The following is a 20,164-nucleotide window of genomic DNA, read 5'->3' on the forward strand; positions in this document are numbered from 1 at the left end:
ATGAGCCGATATCTTTTAATTGTGACGCTTATTATTAGTGCACTAAGTGTTTTTGTTTATAGACAAGATACGATGACACTTTGTTTTTTATTAGCTTGCCTTACTTTACTAATTTTTAATTTTAAGCAACAAATGATTTTTTTACTCAGTTTATTAGTGATACCATTTCTATGTTATTTTATGTTAGATACCTATCAGCTTGGTCAGCAAGCTAAGCAATCAGAAAATCAAAGATATATTTGCCGAGGCACCATTTTACCAGATAGTATTGCCATAGATGGTGACCAATTAAGTGCTAATGCCAAGCTTTACGAGTCACGTCAGGTCATTCGAGTGTATTACACATTCACTTGTCTAAAAGACAAGCAACAATGGCAATCCAATACAGATGTTTTGCAATTTAGTGCGTCTGGGCATTATAAACGGATGATGCCAGCTACGAACTTTAACCAATTTGATATGCGACGTTATTATGAAGCAAAACACATAACACATCAGCTAACAGTTCAATCGTGGTCTAATTTAAAGCAAAAATCAGTCCATTCTCTACTCGATACTTATCGCAACCATATTCATAAATGGCATGCGATAGGAATAAAGAAAGCAGAGATGTTACCACAGCCACTAAACGAATATGCTGAGTCAGTAATTTTTGGTGCTGCACCAAAATCGTTTTATGTTAATAATCCAGGCGTACAAAAACTTGGTTTAATTCATTTATTTAGTATTTCTGGTTTCCACATTAACTATTTATTGAAAATGGTAATGGGTATGTTTCGACGTTTATTTATTCCTAAAGAAATATCAGCAGTTATTGCAGGCATGATTTTATGTATTTATTTTGTTTTTTCAGGAGAAACAGCTGTCTTAATGCGCGCGGTTATTGTTGGCTTATTTTTTTTGTTACGCATGACTGGTTGGTGTAAATTAACGCCGCCCACAGTTTGGTCGGTTAGTTTGTTAGGCACCTTAATATACGAGCCATGTATTTTATTAACATTAGGTGGACAATTATCATTTACTTTGACTTTCTGTCTGTTGTTTGCTAAGTCTTTGAATTTTTGGCAAACTAATATGCTATTAAGTTTGGTGAGTTTTCCTTTTATTGTGGCACAGCAATATACATGGCACATCCTTCAAACATTAGTCAGTTTTGCTGTTATTCCTATTTTCAGTACGCTAATTGTTCCTTTTACATTACTCGGTTTTGCAGGGCAAGATATACCTGGTATAGCGAAGGTTGTCAATGTGTTAATACAATGTTTTACTAGTTGTTTAGATAGCATGTCGATGTTGCCTGGTGATATGATTATTGGTAAACTGCCTAGTGTCGTGCTAGTATTATTTTTTACTTGTTCGTTGTTGATTTACGTTAAACAAAACGCTTTAGCATTTTTTTGTCGTGGTATGTGCCTATTATTACTATTTTTTGGGACTATTTGGGTACGTTACCCATTATATGGTGAGTTTACAACCTTTGATGTTGGACAGGGGGATGCCGCTTTAGTCAGAACGCCATTTAATCGATCAGTGACCTTGATTGATACTGGTGGTCAGGTTGACTTCAGTGCCAAAAAGGATTGGCAAATAAAACAGTATCAACGGACTAACGGCGAGTCCGTCATTGTGCATTACCTTCACAGTCGAGGTATTTCTCAGATTAATAACCTTGTGCTATCACATCACGATTATGATCATATTGGTAATGCTAAAGTTATTTTGAAACATCTTTCGGTTCAACGCGTCATTATCCCTGCTGGTATGCTAAAACAACAAAAATTTTTAAAAGAAATCCAACCCTACCTTGGTAGAACAAAGGTATGTGAGTTAACCGCCGGTGATGAAATACCAAATTGCCCATTTCATATTGTCCATCCCTTTACTTCTGGACAAGCAGAAAACCAAGACTCAATTGCGTTATTTGGCTGTTTAGGCAATCAACGAATTTTGACAGCTGGCGACTTAGATCGTGCAGGGGAAAAAGCAATTGCAGAACGATATCCAAAGCTGAAAGTTGATATATTAAAACTTGGACATCACGGTTCTAAAACCGCTAGTGATCCGGAAACACTTAGAAAGTGGCAACCACAGTATGGTATAATTTCAGCTGGACGTGACAATCGATATAACCATCCACGTAAAGAAACAATACGAACGTGTACGGTCAATCAGATAACAAACTTGAATACACAAAAAGACGGCATGATTCGCTATATTTATGATAATAATCAAACAAGCTATTTTGAGGTAAAAATAACGCATGAACTTAAAGCAACTGTATCAACAAATTCAAAATAATGCACTGGCCAATTTTTATGTAGTTATTGGCGATGAAGACATACTTATTCAGCGAGCAAAACAAGCTTTTAAAGCAATTATTAAGTCTGACGATCGCGAAATGAATTTTTCGCAATTCGATTTGTCGCAGCAGGATTTAAGTGAAGTAATCGACGATGCCATGTCATTACCTTTTTTTGGGGATAGACGTGTTATATTAATTCAAAATCCTGAATTTTTAACAGCGAAGGGTAAAATCAGTGAGACAAATCAAGACCAGTTATCAAAACTTATTGAGAGCCCTGTTGCAGACAATGTGGTCGTCTTTTTGATTAATGATTTAAAAATAGATAAGCGAAAAAAAATCACTAAACAGGTGCTTAAGCATGCGGAACAGATTGAATTAGCAGCACTTAATGAAAGTGCTGCTAAACAAGCCATAACACAACAATTACAGCAACAAAACTATACAATGTCACCTGATGCACTGCAAGAACTCGTAGTAAGAACCAATGCACAATATACCGTAATGGTCAATGAACTGCCAAAATTATTAGCCTATGCAGTATACGATAAGAAGATTACTTTAGATGCAGTTAATGCGCTTGTACCAAAAACGTTAACTGCTAATGTTTTTGATTTAGTTGATGCAGTCATGACCAAAAAAATCAAACAAGCACTAATCATATATCGTGCGCTATTACAGAATGGTGAACCAGCATTACGAGTGAATGCAGTTTTAACCGGACAATTTAGATTATTAATCCAAGTTGCTGGATTAAAGGGGAGTGATCAGGAAATTAGTCAACAGTTGGGTGGTATTCATCCTTATCGTATTAAGTTAGCACGTAAAATGCTGGGTAAATACAATTTACCAGCATTGCGGACTGGTTATTTAGGGATGATTTTAATTGAAAGTAAGTTAAAATCAACCAATCAAGACCCAGAAATGTTATTTGAAAGATTTATTTTACAATATATATAGTAAAAAAAGACTTGGAACATGTCCAAGTCTTTTTTACTATGAATTACTTTACATACTTAGCTAAACGTGACTTTTCACGTGAAGCCTTGTTCTTCTTAATCAAACCCTTTGAGTGGGCACGATCAATTGCAGAAGAAGCAATTTTGTACAATTCTGCCAAGTTGTCTTCACCAGCAGCTGCAGCCTTTTCAAAACGCTTAACAGCTGTACGGTAAGCACTAGCTTGTGGTTCGTTACGATCGTGTTGCTTTTTTGTAAGACGAACACGTTGAATTGCTGATTCAATAACAGGCATATGTCTTTTCTCCTTAAATTTGATACGAGGTTTTCAGGTTAATCTGAAAGATTAACGACGCAAACCTAAGCGTTGGATCAATTCACGATAGCGTTGAATATCAGTGTTGCGGAGGTAACGTAACAAGTTACGACGGCTACCAATCTTCTTCATCAAACCACGTTGTGAGTGGAAATCATGCTTGTGAGCTGCCATGTGTACGTTCAACTCATTAATATCAGCAGTTAAAACTGCGATTTGTACTTCAGCTGAACCTGTATCGCCTTCGTGGCGAGCATATTCCTTGATGATTTCGTTCTTACGTTCTTGTGTAAGGGCCATAATCATATCCACCTTTCTAAAATGTCGCCAATGACTGTGTAAAACGACGGTGAGACGCTGAACAAAGTCATTGGTCATGTTGTTTTTACAACAAGATTAATTATACGCGATTTTTGATAAAATGCAAGCGTGTTAAGCACTTGAGTTATGGTAAAATGGATAAGTATATGTTTAGATGTGCAACGTGTTTGAAATGGCATGATATAGCACACAAGTAAAGGAGTAGATGAATGTCTGAAACAACAATTTCAAAAGAAGAAGTTGCCCATGTTGCTAAATTAGCTAAGTTATCTTTTGATGATAGCGAACTAACGCAATTTACAACACAATTAGGTGATATTTTAAATATATTTAATACTTTAGGTGAAGTAGACACTGCTGCAGTCGAACCCACTTATTCAGTCACTGAAAATGTTAACCATTTGCGTGATGATGTTGCACATAATTGGCACCAAAAGCAAGGCTTACTAGAAAATGCGCCACTGGCATCAGCTGGATTGATTAAAGTGCCGGCAATATTAGAGGATGAAGGAGAATAATGATGACGATTGATTTTTTTGATAACGATTTAACATCTCTTCATAATGCCCTTTTAAATAAGCAGTTTACGGCTAGTGAACTAACTAAAGCCACGCTTGAAAAAATCGAGAAAACTGATGACAAGCTACATGCTTTTATTATGACGAACCCAGAAATAGCTTTGTCACAAGCTGAAAGCATAGATGAAAAGCAAGATTTTGCTCACGTCTTATCGGGACTCCCATTAGCATTAAAGGATAACTTAGCTACTAAAGGAATTGAAACAACTGGTGCTTCAAAAATTTTGGAAGGTTTTAAGCCAGTCTATGATGCCACTGTTGTTGAAAAGCTTAATCAGGATGGTGCCATTTCTGTCGGAAAAGCGAACATGGATGAATTCGCAATGGGTGGCTCAACAGAAACATCATATTATAGTAAGACAGCTAATGCATGGGATCAAACAAAGGTGCCGGGCGGATCATCTGGTGGTTCAGCGGCAGCTGTTGCTGCAGGATTAGTGCCGTTCGCCTTGGGTTCTGATACTGGTGGTTCAATCCGTCAACCAGCAGCATTCAATGGTATTGTCGGTATGAAGCCAACATATGGTCGTGTATCGCGTTGGGGGTTGTTTGCGATGGCTTCATCGCTTGATCAAGTGGGGCCTTTTACACGTACTGTAAAAGATAATGCATTGGTTTTGAATACCATTGCTGGTTTTGACATTAAGGACTCTACTGCTTCAAAACGTGAAGTGCCTGATTTTACAGCACAGTTAACCGGTAATATTAAAGGTTTAAAGATTGCTGTACCAAAAGAGTATTTTGGTGAGGGAATTGATCCTAAAGTGGCAACAACAGTTAAAGCAGCAATTACGCAGCTCGAGGCAATGGGGGCTACGGTTGATGAAGTGAGCTTGCCACACACAAAGTACGGTGTTGCTGCCTATTATATTATTATGTCTTCAGAAGCATCTTCTAATTTACAGCGTTACGATGGTGTACGCTATGGCTATCGCGCTGATGATGTTAAAAATCTTGAAGATTTGTATGTTAAGACACGATCAGAGGGCTTTGGTGATGAAGTAAAGCGTCGCATTATGCTAGGGACATTTTCATTATCTGCTGGTGCTTATGATGCGTTCTTTAAAAAAGCAGCTAAGATTCGTACTTTATTAATAGAAGACTTCAATAAAGTATTTGCTAATTATGATGTTATAGTCGGTCCCACAGCGCCAACTGTTGCTTATGGCCTAGGAGAAGAGGTAGATGACCCAACAGCTATGTACTTAGCTGATGTACTGACTGTACCGGTTAATTTGGCTGGTCTGCCCGGATTATCTGTTAATGCAGGATTTGTAGACGGTTTGCCAGTCGGCTTGCAGATTATTGGTAAGCCATTTGATGAACAAACTGTTTACCAAACGGGCTATGCCTTTGAACAAGCCACGCGTCTATTCGAACAAATACCAGATATTGCAAAAGAAGACTAAGAAGGGGACAGTTGATTATGGGAACAGGAAATTTTGAAACAACCATTGGATTGGAAGTTCACGTTGAAATGCAAACCAATTCAAAGCTTTTGTCACCATCGCCAGTCCATTATGGTGATCAGCCAAACGAAAACACGAATGTGATTGATTTTGGCTATCCTGGTGTTTTGCCGGTTGCTAACAAAGGGGCATTAGAATATGGTATGCGTGCAGCGCTAGCCTTGAATGCCACCATCTCACCATTTATTCGTTGGGATCGTAAGAATTATTTTTACCCAGATAACCCAAAAGCTTATCAAACAACACAATCACAGACACCTATTGGTACAAATGGCTATCTTGACGTCGTATTAGCTGATGGACAAACCAAACGCATTCGTATTAAAGAAATGCACGTCGAAGAAGATGCAGGTAAAAATACACACGGTGCTGATGGCTATTCATACGTGGATTTGAACCGTCAAGGAACACCTTTAATTGAAATTGTATCGGAAGCAGATATCGCTTCCCCAGATGAAGCTTATGCTTACCTAGAACAGTTGCGCCAAGCTATTTTGTTTACTGGTATTTCTGAGGCTAAAATGCAAGAAGGTCAAATGCGTGCGGATGTTAACATTTCAATTCGGCCATTTGGGTCAACCAAATATGGCACTAAAGTTGAAATGAAAAATATTAATTCATTCAACTATGTCCGTAATGCTTTGATTTTTGAAGAGAAACGCCAGGCAGAGGTGTTGCGCTCAGGTGGTGTCATTCAACAGGAAACACGTCGCTACAACGAACCAACAAAGTCAACAATACTCATGCGTGTTAAAGAGGGTGCAGATGATTACCGTTATTTCCCCGAACCAGACTTATCACCTGTTGTGATTGATCAAGAATGGATTGATCAAGTAGCAGCTGAATTACCAAAATCTGCTAAGGAACGCCAGCAGGACTATGTTACACATTTGGGCATTGAACAATACGATGCTGAGGTATTAACTCAGACTTTAGCGATGGCTGATTTTTATGACGCAACTATCGCAGCTGGGGCCGATGCAAAACGTGCAGCTAATTATCTAATTGGCGATGTGAATGCTTTCATGAATAAGCACCAAGTTGAATTACAAGAAACACAATTAACGCCACAGCATTTGGCAGGTATGATTAAGTTGATTGAGGCTGGTACGATTTCAACAAAACAGGCAAAACAAGTCTTTGAGGCAATTATGACAGGTGAGGAACCAGAAGCTTTTGCTAAGAAAAATGGTTTGGTTCAAATTAGTGATCCGGCTGTCCTACTAGAATGGATTACAGACGTATTAGATAATAATCCGCAATCCATTGAAGATTTCAAGGGTGGTAAGGATCGCGCAACTGGCTATTTGATTGGACAATTGATGAAAATGTCTAAAGGACAAGCCAATCCTGGCATTATGAACAAATTATTATTAGAAGAGCTAGCCAAGCGCTAATAATGCTGGATAGTCACATAACAGGTAAACTTACCTGTGTACATAAGTTTTATGAAAGGATAGTGTGGCACGGTAACGTGTTTAACAAATAATTAGCATTATTTGTGACGTCACACGCTAACATGAGAGCAAGAATTATTTATAATCCAACATCCGGTCGTGAAGCAATTAAGCGGGAAATGTTGGACATTTTGCAAGTTTATGAGTCAGCTGGTTATGAAACATCGGCATTTGCCACGACGCCAGAACCAATGTCTGCTGCCATAGAAGCCAGACGAGCCGCTGAAGCGGGATTTGATTTGATTGTTGCTGCCGGTGGTGATGGCACGATTAATGAGGTGGTTAATGGTTTAGCACAATTAGATAAGCGGCCAATGATGGCGGTTATTCCAGCTGGCACTACAAATGATTACGCACGTGCTTTAAAGTTGCCTCGCGATGAACCTCTAGAGTCAGCCAAAGTTATTTTGCAAAATGAAACAATTAAGATGGATATTGGTAAAATTGACCAATATGGGCAGTCAAAGTATTTTATGAATATTGCAGCCTTAGGCACCATTAGTGAAGTTACCTATGCTGTGCCGTCATTAATGAAGTCATTATATGGGTACTTGGCATATCTAGTTAAAGGCGCGGAGTTAATTACAAGAATTAAGCCAGTAAACGCTAAGGTTGTGTACGATGAGGGTGAATATTCTGGGAAAATTTCGATGATTTTTTTGGCATTAACTAATTCAGTTGGTGGCTTCGAATCAATTGTGCCAGATGCTAAGTTAGACGATGGCAAGTTTACATTATTGATTATCAAGGAATCTAACCTTGCCCAAATTCTCCAGATTGTTGCGCAGATGCTCAATGGGGGGAAGCATGTTGATAACCCGCAATTGATTTATAAAAAAACTAACAAAGTGGAAATCATACCATTGGATGATGACCGGTTAAAGGTTAATTTAGATGGTGAATATGGTGGCGATGCCCCAATGCTTTTCACTGATTTACAGCAACATATTGAATTTATTGCGAACCGTTCTGGTATGCCAGAAGCAGCAACTGTTTCGGACCGAACTAAACAGCAATTTATGGCTGACGTCGAAAAACTCGACGTTAAATAATGTTTGTAGTGGGTGTCGAAAAACCCAAGAAAAGGAGTGTGCGATTAATATCATACGATGATGAATTATGTCGTGATGATGAGCACGAATATTATGGCAAAAGCAAATCGTGTCTATAAAACGAAGGTTCCCGTAACCAAAAATCAACAAGTTGAGGCTGAAGTGGTTGATATTACTTATCAAGGTATGGGTGTCATTAAAATCGATAATTTTCCAATTTTTGTAATTGATGCCATACCTGGTGAAGTGGTACAAGTTGGTATTACCAAAGTGTTAAAAAGTTACGCTTTTGGTCGCGTGATTAAGCGCGTAAAGGCCTCACCAAATCGTGCCGAAAATGTCGATAAGGTCGCAATTACAACAGGCATTGCGCCATTGGCGAATTTGAAATACGAAGCCCAGTTGACATTTAAGCAACGGCAAGTAGAACAACTCTTCAAAAAAGTTAATGTTAGTGTTGAAGTGAACCCAACGATTGGGATGACAGATCCAACAAAATACAGAAACAAAGCGCAGGTGCCTGTCCAAATGGTTAATGGCCAATTGGAAACAGGCTTTTATCGGCGTGGATCACATAAATTAATGCCAGTAGAGGACTTCTATATTCAAGATCCAAAAGTTGACGAAGCTGTTTCCGTTACACGTGATGTGTTACGTGATCTTGGTATTTCGGCATATGACGAGGAAACACATAAAGGTGTTGTACGCCATATTATGGCACGTCGTGGTTTTTATTCACATGAACTGATGGTTGTGATTATCACCAATACGAAAAAATTACCCGAAGCCGATAACATTGCAGCAGCTTTACGTGCAAAACTACCTGAATTAAAGAGCTTTATCCACAATATTAATAATCACGATACCAACGTCATTATGGGTCAGTGGAATGAAACAGTATGGGGTGCAGATGAGATTCATGATCAGCTAATGGGAAAGGACTTCATCATTGGCCCAAACTCATTTTATCAAATTAACCCGCAGACAACTGCTGTTTTGTATACATTGGCTGCCGAGAAAGCAGGCTTAAAACCGACAGATGTAGTGGTAGATGCTTATTCAGGCATTGGCACGATTACCTTGTCAATTGCTGATCAAGTGGCCAAAGTTTATGGTGTGGAAGTTGTTGAAGATGCTGTCCTAGATGCAGAAAAAAATGCCCAAAATAATCATATTGACAACGTTGAATTTGTTACAGCCGATGCGCCCGAGCAGATGACACAATGGGCAGCAGATGGTCTGAAACCGGATGTTGTATTTGTTGATCCACCACGTAAAGGCTTAACCAATGAATTAATCTCAGCTGTTAGTGCGATGCAACCGAAGACATTTGTATATATAAGTTGTAATCCTGCGACCTTGGCACGTGATACAGTTCAGATATTAGCAGAAGGTTTTCATATTGATGGGCCAATTCAACCAATTGACCAATTCCCTCAAACAACACATGTTGAAAGTGTGTTGATATTTAAGCGTTAAGCACTATGTGAATACTATTTTGTCAAAACAACTCAAAATAATTTGACAAATATTGGTTAACTCTGTAATATATATTAGGGCTCCCATTAAATGGGACAGACGTTAAAAGCTCCCAAGTATTATACTTGGGAGCTTTTCTATTTTTATTTTTACCCCTGAAACGTTGCATGCGCGCAAGCGCTTAATCATGAGGAGGCATCATGGCAGAAAAACAAGTTAAGTATATTTTTGTTACCGGTGGCGTTGTGTCATCTTTGGGAAAAGGTATCGTAGCGGCTTCACTTGGCCGTTTGTTGAAGAACCGTGGCTTAAAATTGGCCATTCAGAAATTGGATCCATATATTAATATTGATCCAGGCACAATGTCCCCATATCAACATGGTGAAACTTTTGTGACAGGAGACGGTTTGGAAACAGATTTGGACATGGGGCATTATGAACGTTTCATGGACATTAATACAAATATGTATTCTAACGTGACAACAGGCCGTATTTATTCTGAAGTATTGGCCAAAGAACGCCGTGGTGATTATAATGGTGGCACAGTGCAGGTGATTCCGCATATTACTGATGCTATTAAAGATAAGATGAAAAAAGCGGCTGAATCAACAGATGCTGATGTTGTTATTGTTGAGGTTGGTGGCACTGTTGGGGATATTGAAAGTTTGCCATTTATTGAGGCATTACGTCAAATGAAATCAGATCTTGGCAGTGATAATGTATTTTATATTCACACGAGTCTTATTGTCTATTTGACAGCTGCGGGCGAAGCAAAAACTAAGCCCACACAACATTCTGTGGCACAATTGCGTTCATTAGGTATTCAACCGGATATGATTGTTCTGCGCACCTCTTCACCGTTAGAAGATAACTTAAAAAAGAAAATTTCAACTTTCACAGATGTCGACCCTGATGCAGTCATCGAGTCACGCGACGTTGAAACATTATATGACATTCCTTTGAACCTCCAAGCACAAGGGATGGATGACGTAGTGCTTAATAAACTAAAGGTTGATGCACCAAAAGCTGATATGGTAGCCTGGTCAGAAATGGTGGAAAATATCAAGCATCCAAAGAAGACAGTTAATATTGCTTTAGTCGGCAAATACACTGATTTGCCCGATGCTTATATCTCTGTCAATGAAGCATTAAAGCATGCTGGTTATGCCCAAAATACTGAGGTTAATATTAACCATATTAAATCTGAGACAGTGACTTCAGACAATGTGGCAACGCTCTTGGCAAACGCTGATGGCGTGATGGTGCCAGGTGGATTTGGTGAGCGTGGGACGGAAGGTAAGATTCAAGCCATTCGCTATGCCCGTGAAACAAATGTGCCATTCTTAGGTGTTTGCTTAGGGATGCAACTTGCTTCCGTTGAATTTGCGCGGCATGTTTTAGGTTATGACGATGCTAACTCAACTGAGTTGAATCCTGAGACACATGCACCTATTATTGATTTGATGAAAGATCAAGAAAATGTTGAAAATCTTGGTGGGACACTACGTTTGGGACTTTATCCGGCTATGCTAACACCAGGAACATTAACTGCTAAGGCTTATGGTAACGTTGATGAAATTGAGCAACGTCACCGCCACCGTTACGAATTTAATACGAAGTTCCGCTCAGAATTTGAAGCAGCTGGTATGATTTTTTCTGCAACGTCACCAGATAATCGTTTAATGGAAGTCATTGAGTACCCAAAAAATGATTTCTTTATCGCAGCACAATACCATCCAGAATTCTTATCACGTCCAGAGCGCCCAGAAGGTTTGTACCATGACTTTATTGGTGCAGCACTTAAGCACGAGGCAAAATAAATTTATTTTTGAACACGCGAACGCGTGTTTTTATTTTCGAACAAAATACTTGCTTTGCTTGGTATAATAATAATATGTTAGCAAATCCATCAAAACACATTGAACAAAAACTCGCGTTGCTGCCATCAGAACCCGGGTCATATCAAATGAAAGATAAGAACGGCAAGATTATTTATGTTGGTAAAGCCAAAAATTTAAAGAATCGTGTTCGCTCTTATTTCAAGCAAGATCATAGTGGCAAAACAGCAGAATTAGTGCAAAATATCACCGATTTTGATTATATTGTCACAAATTCCGATAAGGAAGCTTTTTTACTAGAAAACGAATTAATTAAAAAGTATAAGCCTTATTATAATATTCGCTTGAAGTATGGTACTGGTTATCCTTATATTAAAATTACTAAAGAGCGCGATCCTAAAATGGCTTTAGTTAATGAAGTCAAGCGAGATGGCGGCTTTTATTTTGGACCCTATCCAAACGTTTATGCTGCACAGGAAACCTTACGATTTTTGGAAAAAAATTATCCTCTACGACGCTGCAACGGTTATCAAGGCAGGCCATGCTTATACTACAATATGGGACAATGCTTAGGACCGTGCTGGCATGATGTACCACAAAAAGCGTATGATGATCAAATTGCGCGTATTAAACACTTTTTAGATGGTAATACTGCTTCAGTTAAAAAAGCCATTGCACAGAAAATGCAAATAGCTGCCGAAACATTAGAATTTGAGCGTGCGGCTGATTTAAGAGATCAACTCAAATATATTGATGAAACAGTTGAAAGTCAACGTGTACTCTCAAAAGACACGACACCTCGCGACTTGTTTAATTATTATCTTGACAAGGGTTGGATGACGGTTGAAGTCTTTTTCTTAAGACAAGCACGTCTAATTCGACAATACAAACAGACATTTTCGGTTGTCGGGGCAGCTGATGAAGAAATGATGAACTTCATGCAACAGTTCTATGCACAGCGTAACATTCAAAAACCCAATGAAGTATTAGTACCCAAAGGGATTGATACTAATGCATTATCAGAGATGTTACAAATTCCTGTACGTGTACCTGTGCGTGGTGAAAAACGTGATTTGCTAGATTTAGCTCAAAAAAATGCTCGAATTGCTTTAGAAGAAAAGTTTCGTTTGATGCAGTTGAATGAGAAAAAAACGACAGGCGCGATGCGCGAAATCACCCATGCTTTAAACATTCCTATGGGCAAAAGAATTGAGGCTTTTGATCATTCACATACCCAAGGTGTCGAAATTGTCAGCGCTATGGTTGTCTTTGATGATGGCGTGCCCAACAAAGACCTATATCGTAAATATAAAATTAAATCGGTCAGTCACGCTGATGAATGGTCTGAAACCCAAGAAGTAATCCGCCGCCGATACTCACGTATTTTGAAAGAGGGCGGTGAAATGCCAGACCTTATTTTAATGGATGGTGGAGAAATTCAGCTACACGCTGCCAAAGAAGTGTTAGAAGATGAACTTGGTCTAACTAGCTTGCCGATTGCAGCCATGGTGAAAAATGATAAGCATAAGACAGCTGATCTGATTGATGGGCGAACAGGTGAAGTAGTAGTTTTGAGTAAGCAATCTGAAGGTTTCTTCTTGATTCAGCGTGTACAAGAGGAAGTGCATCGGTTTGCGATTAATTTCCATCGCCAACTGCGTAGTAAGAACTCGTTAGCATCACGCTTAGATATGATTGACGGTGTCGGCCCTAAAACGCGACAGAAATTACTACGTGAATTTGGGTCACTACCAAAAATAGCTGGGGCTTCCATTGAAGCATTGCAAGCCATCGGCATTAATGAAAAATTAGCGCGTGTTATCCATATGAGTTTAAAATCAGGCATACAATAGTAATAAACCTCATGGTCGCACGACGACGCGTTTTATGTTAAACTAGAGTATTAAAAGTATCGCAAGCTCAATGATATGAGCGGACAAGGAGAATCGCATCAAACAAGACGCGTCCGATTAGTAACAGCGTGTCGGTTGGTTTGGTGCACTAAAGCTATGGCATTTGTAGATCAAGCAGAAATTGAAGTAAAAGCTGGAAAAGGTGGCGATGGTATTGTATCCTTCCGTCACGAAAAATTTGTGGCTATGGGCGGTCCATTCGGTGGAGATGGTGGCCACGGAGGGTCAATCATTTTTAAAGTGGACGAAGGTCTACGCACTTTGATGGATTTTCGTTATAATCGTCATTTTAAGGCTCAGCCTGGTGGCAACGGTGGCACAAAAGGAATGACAGGTGCCTCAGCCGAAGATCGATATATCAAAGTGCCACAAGGCACAACGGTAAAAGATGTTGAAACGGGCGAAGTTTTAGGCGACTTACTGGAAAATGGTCAAGAATTAGTTGTCGTAAAAGGTGGCCGTGGTGGCCGCGGCAACATTCATTTTGCTACACCAGCTAACCCAGCACCTGAATTGTCAGAAAATGGCGAGCCAGGTCAAGTCCGAAAGCTTAAGTTAGAGCTTAAGGTGCTTGCCGATGTTGGACTCGTTGGTTTTCCTTCGGCGGGAAAGTCCACGCTATTGTCTGTTGTTTCTAATGCAAAACCTAAAGTTGCGGCTTACCATTTCACAACGCTGTCACCTAATATTGGCATGGTTCGTCTAGATGATGCGCGCGATTTTGTTATGGCCGATTTGCCCGGTTTGATAGAAGGTGCATCTCAAGGTGTTGGACTTGGCTTCCAGTTTTTACGTCACGTTGAACGTACGCGTGTCGTACTGCACCTTGTGGATATGTCAGGTATTGAAGGAAACGACCCGTACACACAATATCGTAAAATATTAGATGAACTAGGTCAGTATGATGAAACAATACTAAATCGACCACATATTGTTGTGCCAACGAAGATGGACATGCCAGATTCTGAAGAAAATTTGGTTAAATTCCGTCAAGAAGTTGCCGCTGATTCAGGTTTGCCTGTACAACCGGAGATTATGCCTATTTCTGCTTTAACGCGTGAAGGGGTTCAACCTTTGATGCGATTAACTGCTGACTTATTAGCCACTGCACCTGTACCGGAAAGTTACCGTCCTGTGGTAGAAAAGGTGTCTAACGATAAAACTTATGACTTTAAGCCAGAACAGCATAACTTTACTGTTGAATGGTCCGAGGAGACAGAAGAGTGGGTTATTGGCGGCGCTGAAATTGAGAAACTATTCTTAATGACAAATATTCAGCGTGATGCAACGATTATGCGTTTTGGGAGACAGCTCAGGCATATGGGCGTTGATGACGCGCTTCGCAAAGCTGGTGCCAAAGACGGTGATGATGTGCGCATCAATAACTCGGATTTTGTATTCGAATTCAGTGATTAATGTTTTAAAACAGCCAGTGTACTACTGACTGTTTTTTATTGCTTAAAATAGTTTGTGAATAAAAGAACATTGATGTAGCAAGCTATTTCACAATCTTTATTTCGCATAGACTAGTGAAAAGTGCTATGATATGGTTATTGAAAAAAGTTTGGAGGAAATGAGTGACACCACGCGATGAGTGAGAGTTATCATTCAAGCGCAGCGCACACTCCTTAATAAAATGGCAGAAAAAAAGTTTGGTGCAGATATTGTTGCACAAAGTCTAACAAACCACGGTGTTGATTTAGTATTCGGCATTCCGGGTGCGAAAATTGATCGCTTATTTGAGACATTGGAACACCCTTCAGCAGGTGTGAAAGTACCCCATTTGATTGTCACACGACACGAACAAAATGCTGCGTTCATGGCTCAAGCATTTGCCCGTATTACGGGTAAAACTGGTGTTGTCATTGTGACTTCAGGCCCTGGTGTTGGTAATCTTGTGAGCGGGTTGATGACCGCTAGTGCCGAAAATGACCCAGTTGTCGCTATTGGTGGCCAGGTACCGCGTCGTGATCTTTATCGTTTAACGCATCAGTCAACAAATTCTGTAGCACTCTTTAATTCGATTACTAATTTCAGTTCAGAAATTCAAGATCCTAATAATATTTCAGAAATTATTGCCAATGCTTTCGCAGCTGCTAATGGTGCCAAAAAAGGTGCTGCTTTCGTTTCTCTGCCCCAGGATGTTGATGATGCACCTGTAACCATTGATGCATTACCACAAGTGCCCGCAGCGCAACAAGGTGCCGCTTCTCTTGCTGATCTTGATTGGTTAGCTAACCAAATTAAGCAAGCACAGCTTCCTGTTTTGCTAGTTGGTGCGCGAGGTTCTGATGATCAGACTGTTGCAGCTTTGCACAGCTTGCTTGGCGACACACCGCTACCAGTTGTCGAAACATTCCAAGGTGCTGGTGTTATATCGCATGACTTAGAACCAACAACTTTCTTTGGTCGTATTGGTCTTTTCCGTAACCAAACTGGTGATAAGCTACTAAAACAATCAGACTTAGTGATTACAGTTGGTTATGACGCTATCGAATATGAACCACGTAACTGGAATAAAGAAAACGACTTAAATATTGTCGCCTTAGATACGACACCGGTTCAAATTGATAATAATTTTGTGCCAAAACGGCAATTAGTAGGTAATATTGCGCAAAGTCTTGACTTGTTAGCTGAACGTATCAAAGGTTATGTATTACCTGAGGCTAGTCAAAGTCAATTAAAGGCATTGAAGAAAGATCTGAATGACACGGACGAGCCAACTTATACACCTGCTGAAGGCAACTTAAATCATCCGTTGAATATTATTAAGGCGCTACAAGCACGTGTCACAGATGACATGACAGTGTCCACTGATATTGGCTCACATTATATCTGGATGGCACGTCACTTCAAGTCATATGTCCCACGTCATTTCTTAATTTCAAATGGTATGCAAACACTTGGTGTTGGACTACCATGGGCATTAACCGCAGCCATGGTACGACCAAATGCTAAATCTATTTCTGTTTCTGGCGATGGTGGTTTCTTCTTTTCAGCGATGGAATTGGAAACAGCTGTTCGTCTAAACTTAGATACAGTGCACATTGTTTGGAATGATAATGCACACTATGATATGGTTAAATTCCAAGAAGAATTAAAGTATGATGGTGAATCAGCTGGTGTTGATTTTGGTAATATTGATCTTGTCAAGTATGCCGAAAGCTTCGGAGCTAAAGGTTTACGTGTCAATACTCCGGCAGAACTCGATGCTGTATTGGATGAGGCATTTGCAACTAAGGGACCAGTTGTGGTCGATATACCAGTTGATTATTCACATAATTTCGAGTTAGGTGAACAATTAATTGAGTCAGAAGGCTAATGATAATAGGTAAGTAAAAAGCACATTATTGTGCTTTTTTTGTGAACAAAATTTGTAATCAGATTGTTATTTTGTGAACTTATACATTGGAAAAAAGAAAATAGATGAACGTATAAGGTTATTTTAAAAAAACTTACAAAAAATAATGAATAAATACTTGGTGTTATAGATTTAACAAATAACAAGACTGACTTGCTAATACGCTATTAAAAATAAATGAAACAAACATTCGCATGAATGTTTATACATAGAACAAGTGTTTGACATTAACCAGTAAAGGGGCGCATAATTCTAAATACAGTCATCAAATTGATTAGTCACAAAAATCACAATAAAATTAAAAGGGGAACAAGAGATGTCGTTAGGTCAAACATTACTAAAAGTCACAAAACAGACGGGGGAGACAGTGACGTTTCACGCTTATAAGGTCGCTTTGATACTAAATCTTTTGGGGGTAAAAGATGATGTTTATCAACAAGTGATGGCCGCGGTGGAAAACCAGACGAAACAACCACAATTAACAACAGCACAAATATATAATACTGTGTTATCCGAACTCAAAAAATTGGATGGTGCTGCAGCCGCAGCTTTTGAGCAAGAACATATTCGAGCAGAAAAAAAGTGGCAACAGGCCATTAATCCATCAAACAAAATCAATCGACTCATTGCGCAAGAAGATGATATTGTTCACGAAAATGCTAACAAAGATGCGCAAGTTTTTAATACATTTCGCGACCTAACAGCTGGTATGGTTGGTAAATCAACAGGGCTGAAAATGTTGCCAGAAGATGTAGCTAAAGCTCATTTACGTGGTGATATGCACTGGCATGATTTAGATTATTCGCCCTTGAGTCCAATGACAAACTGTTGCTTAGTCGATTTTAAGTTTATGTTTGAGCATGGCTATACAATGGGCAATGCGCAAGTTGAACAGCCGCAATCAATCGGGACGGCCACAGCTCAAATGGCGCAAATTATTGCCAACGTTGCTTCATCACAATACGGTGGTATTTCTATTAATCGTGCTGATGAATTGCTCGCACCATATGCAGCAATGAATTACAAGAAGCACCTAGCTGAAGCCGAAACCTATGTTGTGCCCGAAAAAAGAGAAGCATATGCTGTGTCCAGCACAAAAAAAGATATATATGATGCGATGCAAGCATTAGAGTATGAAATTAATACGTTATCTTCAGCACAAGGACAAACACCTTTTACAACATTGGCTTTTGGTTTAGGCACAGATTGGTTAGCGCGTGAAATTCAAAAAGCTATTTTTGATATTCGCATTAAGGGTATTGGGCCAAATCATCGTACAGCGATTTTTCCAAAGCTGGTATTCTCGTTGAAACGTGGCGTGAACATGCTTAAAAACGATCTAAACTATGATATTAAAAAAATGGCGATAGTGTGTGCAACAAAACGCATGTATCCTGATGTTTTGAATTATGAAAAAATAATTGAAATTACTGGTTCGTTTAAGGCGCCAATGGGCTGCCGTTCATTTTTACAAGGTTGGCGTGATGAAAATCAAACGGAAGTCAACGAAGGGCGTATGAATTTAGGTGTGGTAACCCTAAATATCCCACGTATTGCGATCCAGTCGGGTGGGGATGTGAATATGTTTTGGGAGATTTTAGCAGAGCGTCTAGCGTTGGCCAAAAAGGCATTACAATTTAGAGTAGCACGTACCAAAACAGCGATTCCTGAAAACGCACCAATTCTTTATCAAGGTGGCGTTTTTGGCAGTCAAAGTGTCACCGAAGTTGATAGTTTATTCAGAAATGGCCGCGCCACAGTGTCTTTGGGTTACATAGGATTATACGAAGTGGGCGCTTATTTCTTTGGTGCGAATTGGGAAGATAATAGTCAGGCACATGATTTTACGGTTGCTATTGTGCGCCGTCTTAATGAAGCATGTCAGCAGTGGGAAAAAGAGGATGGCTACCATTATTCTGTGTATTCAACGCCAGCGGAATCACTAACAGACCGCTTTTGTGAACTTGATAAGGCGCGATTTGGCGTGGTTGATAATGTGACTGATAAAGATTACTATACGAATTCATTCCATTACGATGTGCGAAAGCATCCTAATCCTTTTGAAAAACTACTGTTTGAAGAAGCTTATCCACATTATGCAAGTGGTGGGTTTATTCACTATTGTGAATATCCTAATTTAAAACAAAATCCAGCAGCACTTGAATCAGTTTGGGATTTTGCTTATGATCATGTTGGTTATTTAGGCACAAATACACCAATTGATAAGTGCTTTAAATGTGGCTATGAAGGAGAGTTTAAGCCAACTGCACGTGGTTTTTGCTGCCCAGAGTGTGGCAACCATGACCCAAAGACTTGTGATGTGGTTAAACGAACTTGTGGTTACTTAGGAAATCCACAAGCTAGGCCTATGATTCACGGACGCCATGCTGAAATTACGGCCCGTGTGAAAAATATGTCACAAAATGAGGTGGATGAAGGCCATGTCTAAAAAATTAGAAAACGGTATTACTGTACCGGATAGTCAAGAATGGCGCTCGGAAGATTTGACACGTAATTTTGTAGCCGATTACAAACCCTTCGTTATGGTCGATGGCCCAGGCGTACGTTGCTCAATTTACTTGTCCGGTTGCAAATTCTTATGTCCTGGCTGTTATAATGTTGTCGCGCAAAACTTTCATTATGGCACAGAATATACACAGGCACTAGAAGATCAGATTATTGCAGATTTGAGTCAACCGTATGTTCAAGGATTGACTTTGCTTGGTGGTGAACCATTTTTAAATACACCTGTTGTTTTACAATTAACACGTCGTGTGAGAGCAGAATTTGGCGATACGAAAGATATTTGGTCTTGGACTGGCTATACGTGGGATGAATTAATGAAGGAAACCGATGATAAAAAAGCACTATTAGCAGAAATTGATGTTTTGGTAGATGGTCGATTTGTGCAAGCTCTGATGGACTTATCTTTAAGATTTAAAGGATCTGCCAATCAGCGCATCATCGATGTGCCGCAGTCGCTAGAGGCACAGCGCCTTATTTTGTGGCAAGATGAATATGGGATTTAAGTTTTAAAAGCACTGGTTTAGGTGCTTTTTTTATGTTGTTAACGCTCAAAATGTCGTGTGTTTTGTGGCGTTCGACTATTTTGGTGTAA

General features: G+C 39.5%; 15 protein-coding genes. 13 read left to right on the top strand and 2 right to left on the bottom strand.

Going from position 1 to position 20,164, the window contains the following annotated elements; genetic code table 11:
• Together FAZ25_RS05075 and holA are read left to right on the top strand one after the other, a co-directional pair.
• Positions 1–2,298, top strand: a complete 2,298-nt coding sequence (locus tag FAZ25_RS05075) for a DNA internalization-related competence protein ComEC/Rec2 (protein WP_004906599.1) — start codon at positions 1–3, stop codon at positions 2,296–2,298.
• Positions 2,261–3,262, top strand: a complete 1,002-nt coding sequence (holA, locus tag FAZ25_RS05080; RefSeq protein WP_004906596.1) for a DNA polymerase III subunit delta — start codon at positions 2,261–2,263, stop codon at positions 3,260–3,262. The genes FAZ25_RS05075 and holA overlap by 38 nt, the downstream gene beginning before the upstream one ends.
• Before the next feature lie 43 nt (positions 3,263–3,305).
• Here holA and rpsT read toward each other — a convergent pair whose 3' ends face one another.
• Positions 3,306–3,557 carry a 30S ribosomal protein S20 gene (gene rpsT, locus FAZ25_RS05085; RefSeq protein ID WP_004902547.1) on the bottom strand — a complete coding sequence of 84 codons (252 nt, stop codon included), beginning with the start codon at positions 3,555–3,557 and terminating at the stop codon, positions 3,306–3,308.
• A 51-nt stretch (positions 3,558–3,608) separates the two neighbouring features.
• Positions 3,609–3,878 (bottom strand): 30S ribosomal protein S15, encoded by a 270-nt coding sequence (gene rpsO, locus FAZ25_RS05090; RefSeq protein ID WP_004902545.1) that lies wholly within the window; start codon positions 3,876–3,878, stop codon positions 3,609–3,611.
• A 230-nt stretch (positions 3,879–4,108) separates the two neighbouring features.
• Here rpsO and gatC point away from each other — a divergent pair, with 230 nt between their 5' ends.
• The 11 genes from gatC to nrdG all read left to right on the top strand — a co-directional run bounded on the left by gatC (position 4,109) and on the right by nrdG (position 20,075).
• Complete coding sequence (gene gatC, locus FAZ25_RS05095) at positions 4,109–4,417, top strand: Asp-tRNA(Asn)/Glu-tRNA(Gln) amidotransferase subunit GatC (protein WP_004902542.1); 309 nt, start codon at positions 4,109–4,111, stop codon at positions 4,415–4,417.
• Positions 4,418–4,419: 2 nt separating this feature from the next.
• On the top strand, positions 4,420–5,886 hold the full coding sequence (gene gatA / locus FAZ25_RS05100; RefSeq protein ID WP_036061194.1) for an Asp-tRNA(Asn)/Glu-tRNA(Gln) amidotransferase subunit GatA: 1,467 nt from the start codon (positions 4,420–4,422) through the stop codon (positions 5,884–5,886).
• Between the two features lie 17 nt (positions 5,887–5,903).
• Positions 5,904–7,343, top strand: coding sequence for an Asp-tRNA(Asn)/Glu-tRNA(Gln) amidotransferase subunit GatB (gatB, locus tag FAZ25_RS05105; protein WP_004909167.1), 1,440 nt, complete (start codon positions 5,904–5,906; stop codon positions 7,341–7,343).
• Positions 7,344–7,465: 122 nt separating this feature from the next.
• Entirely contained in the window at positions 7,466–8,455 is a 990-nt protein-coding gene (locus tag FAZ25_RS05110) for a diacylglycerol kinase family lipid kinase (protein WP_004902537.1), read from the top strand.
• A gap of 93 nt (positions 8,456–8,548) precedes the next feature.
• Positions 8,549–9,934 carry a 23S rRNA (uracil(1939)-C(5))-methyltransferase RlmD gene (gene rlmD / locus FAZ25_RS05115; protein ID WP_036061196.1) on the top strand — a complete coding sequence of 462 codons (1,386 nt, stop codon included), beginning with the start codon at positions 8,549–8,551 and terminating at the stop codon, positions 9,932–9,934.
• Positions 9,935–10,134: 200 nt separating this feature from the next.
• On the top strand, positions 10,135–11,754 hold the full coding sequence (locus FAZ25_RS05120; protein ID WP_004909163.1) for a CTP synthase: 1,620 nt from the start codon (positions 10,135–10,137) through the stop codon (positions 11,752–11,754).
• Positions 11,755–11,828: 74 nt separating this feature from the next.
• A complete protein-coding gene (gene uvrC / locus FAZ25_RS05125; RefSeq protein WP_004909161.1) occupies positions 11,829–13,625 on the top strand; it encodes an excinuclease ABC subunit UvrC in 1,797 nt (598 codons plus the stop codon).
• A 156-nt stretch (positions 13,626–13,781) separates the two neighbouring features.
• The gene (gene obgE, locus FAZ25_RS05130; RefSeq protein ID WP_004909159.1) at positions 13,782–15,101 is read left to right on the top strand and encodes a GTPase ObgE; all 1,320 of its coding nucleotides are present in this window, start codon (positions 13,782–13,784) and stop codon (positions 15,099–15,101) included.
• 220 nt (positions 15,102–15,321) lie between these two features.
• Positions 15,322–17,007: an acetolactate synthase AlsS gene (gene alsS, locus FAZ25_RS05135; protein WP_012305386.1), complete on the top strand. Its 1,686-nt coding sequence runs from the start codon at positions 15,322–15,324 to the stop codon at positions 17,005–17,007.
• A gap of 355 nt (positions 17,008–17,362) precedes the next feature.
• A complete protein-coding gene (nrdD, locus tag FAZ25_RS05140) occupies positions 17,363–19,495 on the top strand; it encodes an anaerobic ribonucleoside-triphosphate reductase (protein WP_192269101.1) in 2,133 nt (710 codons plus the stop codon).
• Positions 19,488–20,075 carry an anaerobic ribonucleoside-triphosphate reductase activating protein gene (gene nrdG / locus FAZ25_RS05145; protein ID WP_192269102.1) on the top strand — a complete coding sequence of 196 codons (588 nt, stop codon included), beginning with the start codon at positions 19,488–19,490 and terminating at the stop codon, positions 20,073–20,075. Before nrdD ends, nrdG begins: the two co-directional genes overlap by 8 nt.
• The last annotated feature ends 89 nt before the right edge of the window (positions 20,076–20,164 follow it).

It is taken from the genome of Leuconostoc sp. LN180020, from assembly GCF_014844115.1.
GTDB lineage: Bacteria > Bacillota > Bacilli > Lactobacillales > Lactobacillaceae > Leuconostoc > Leuconostoc citreum.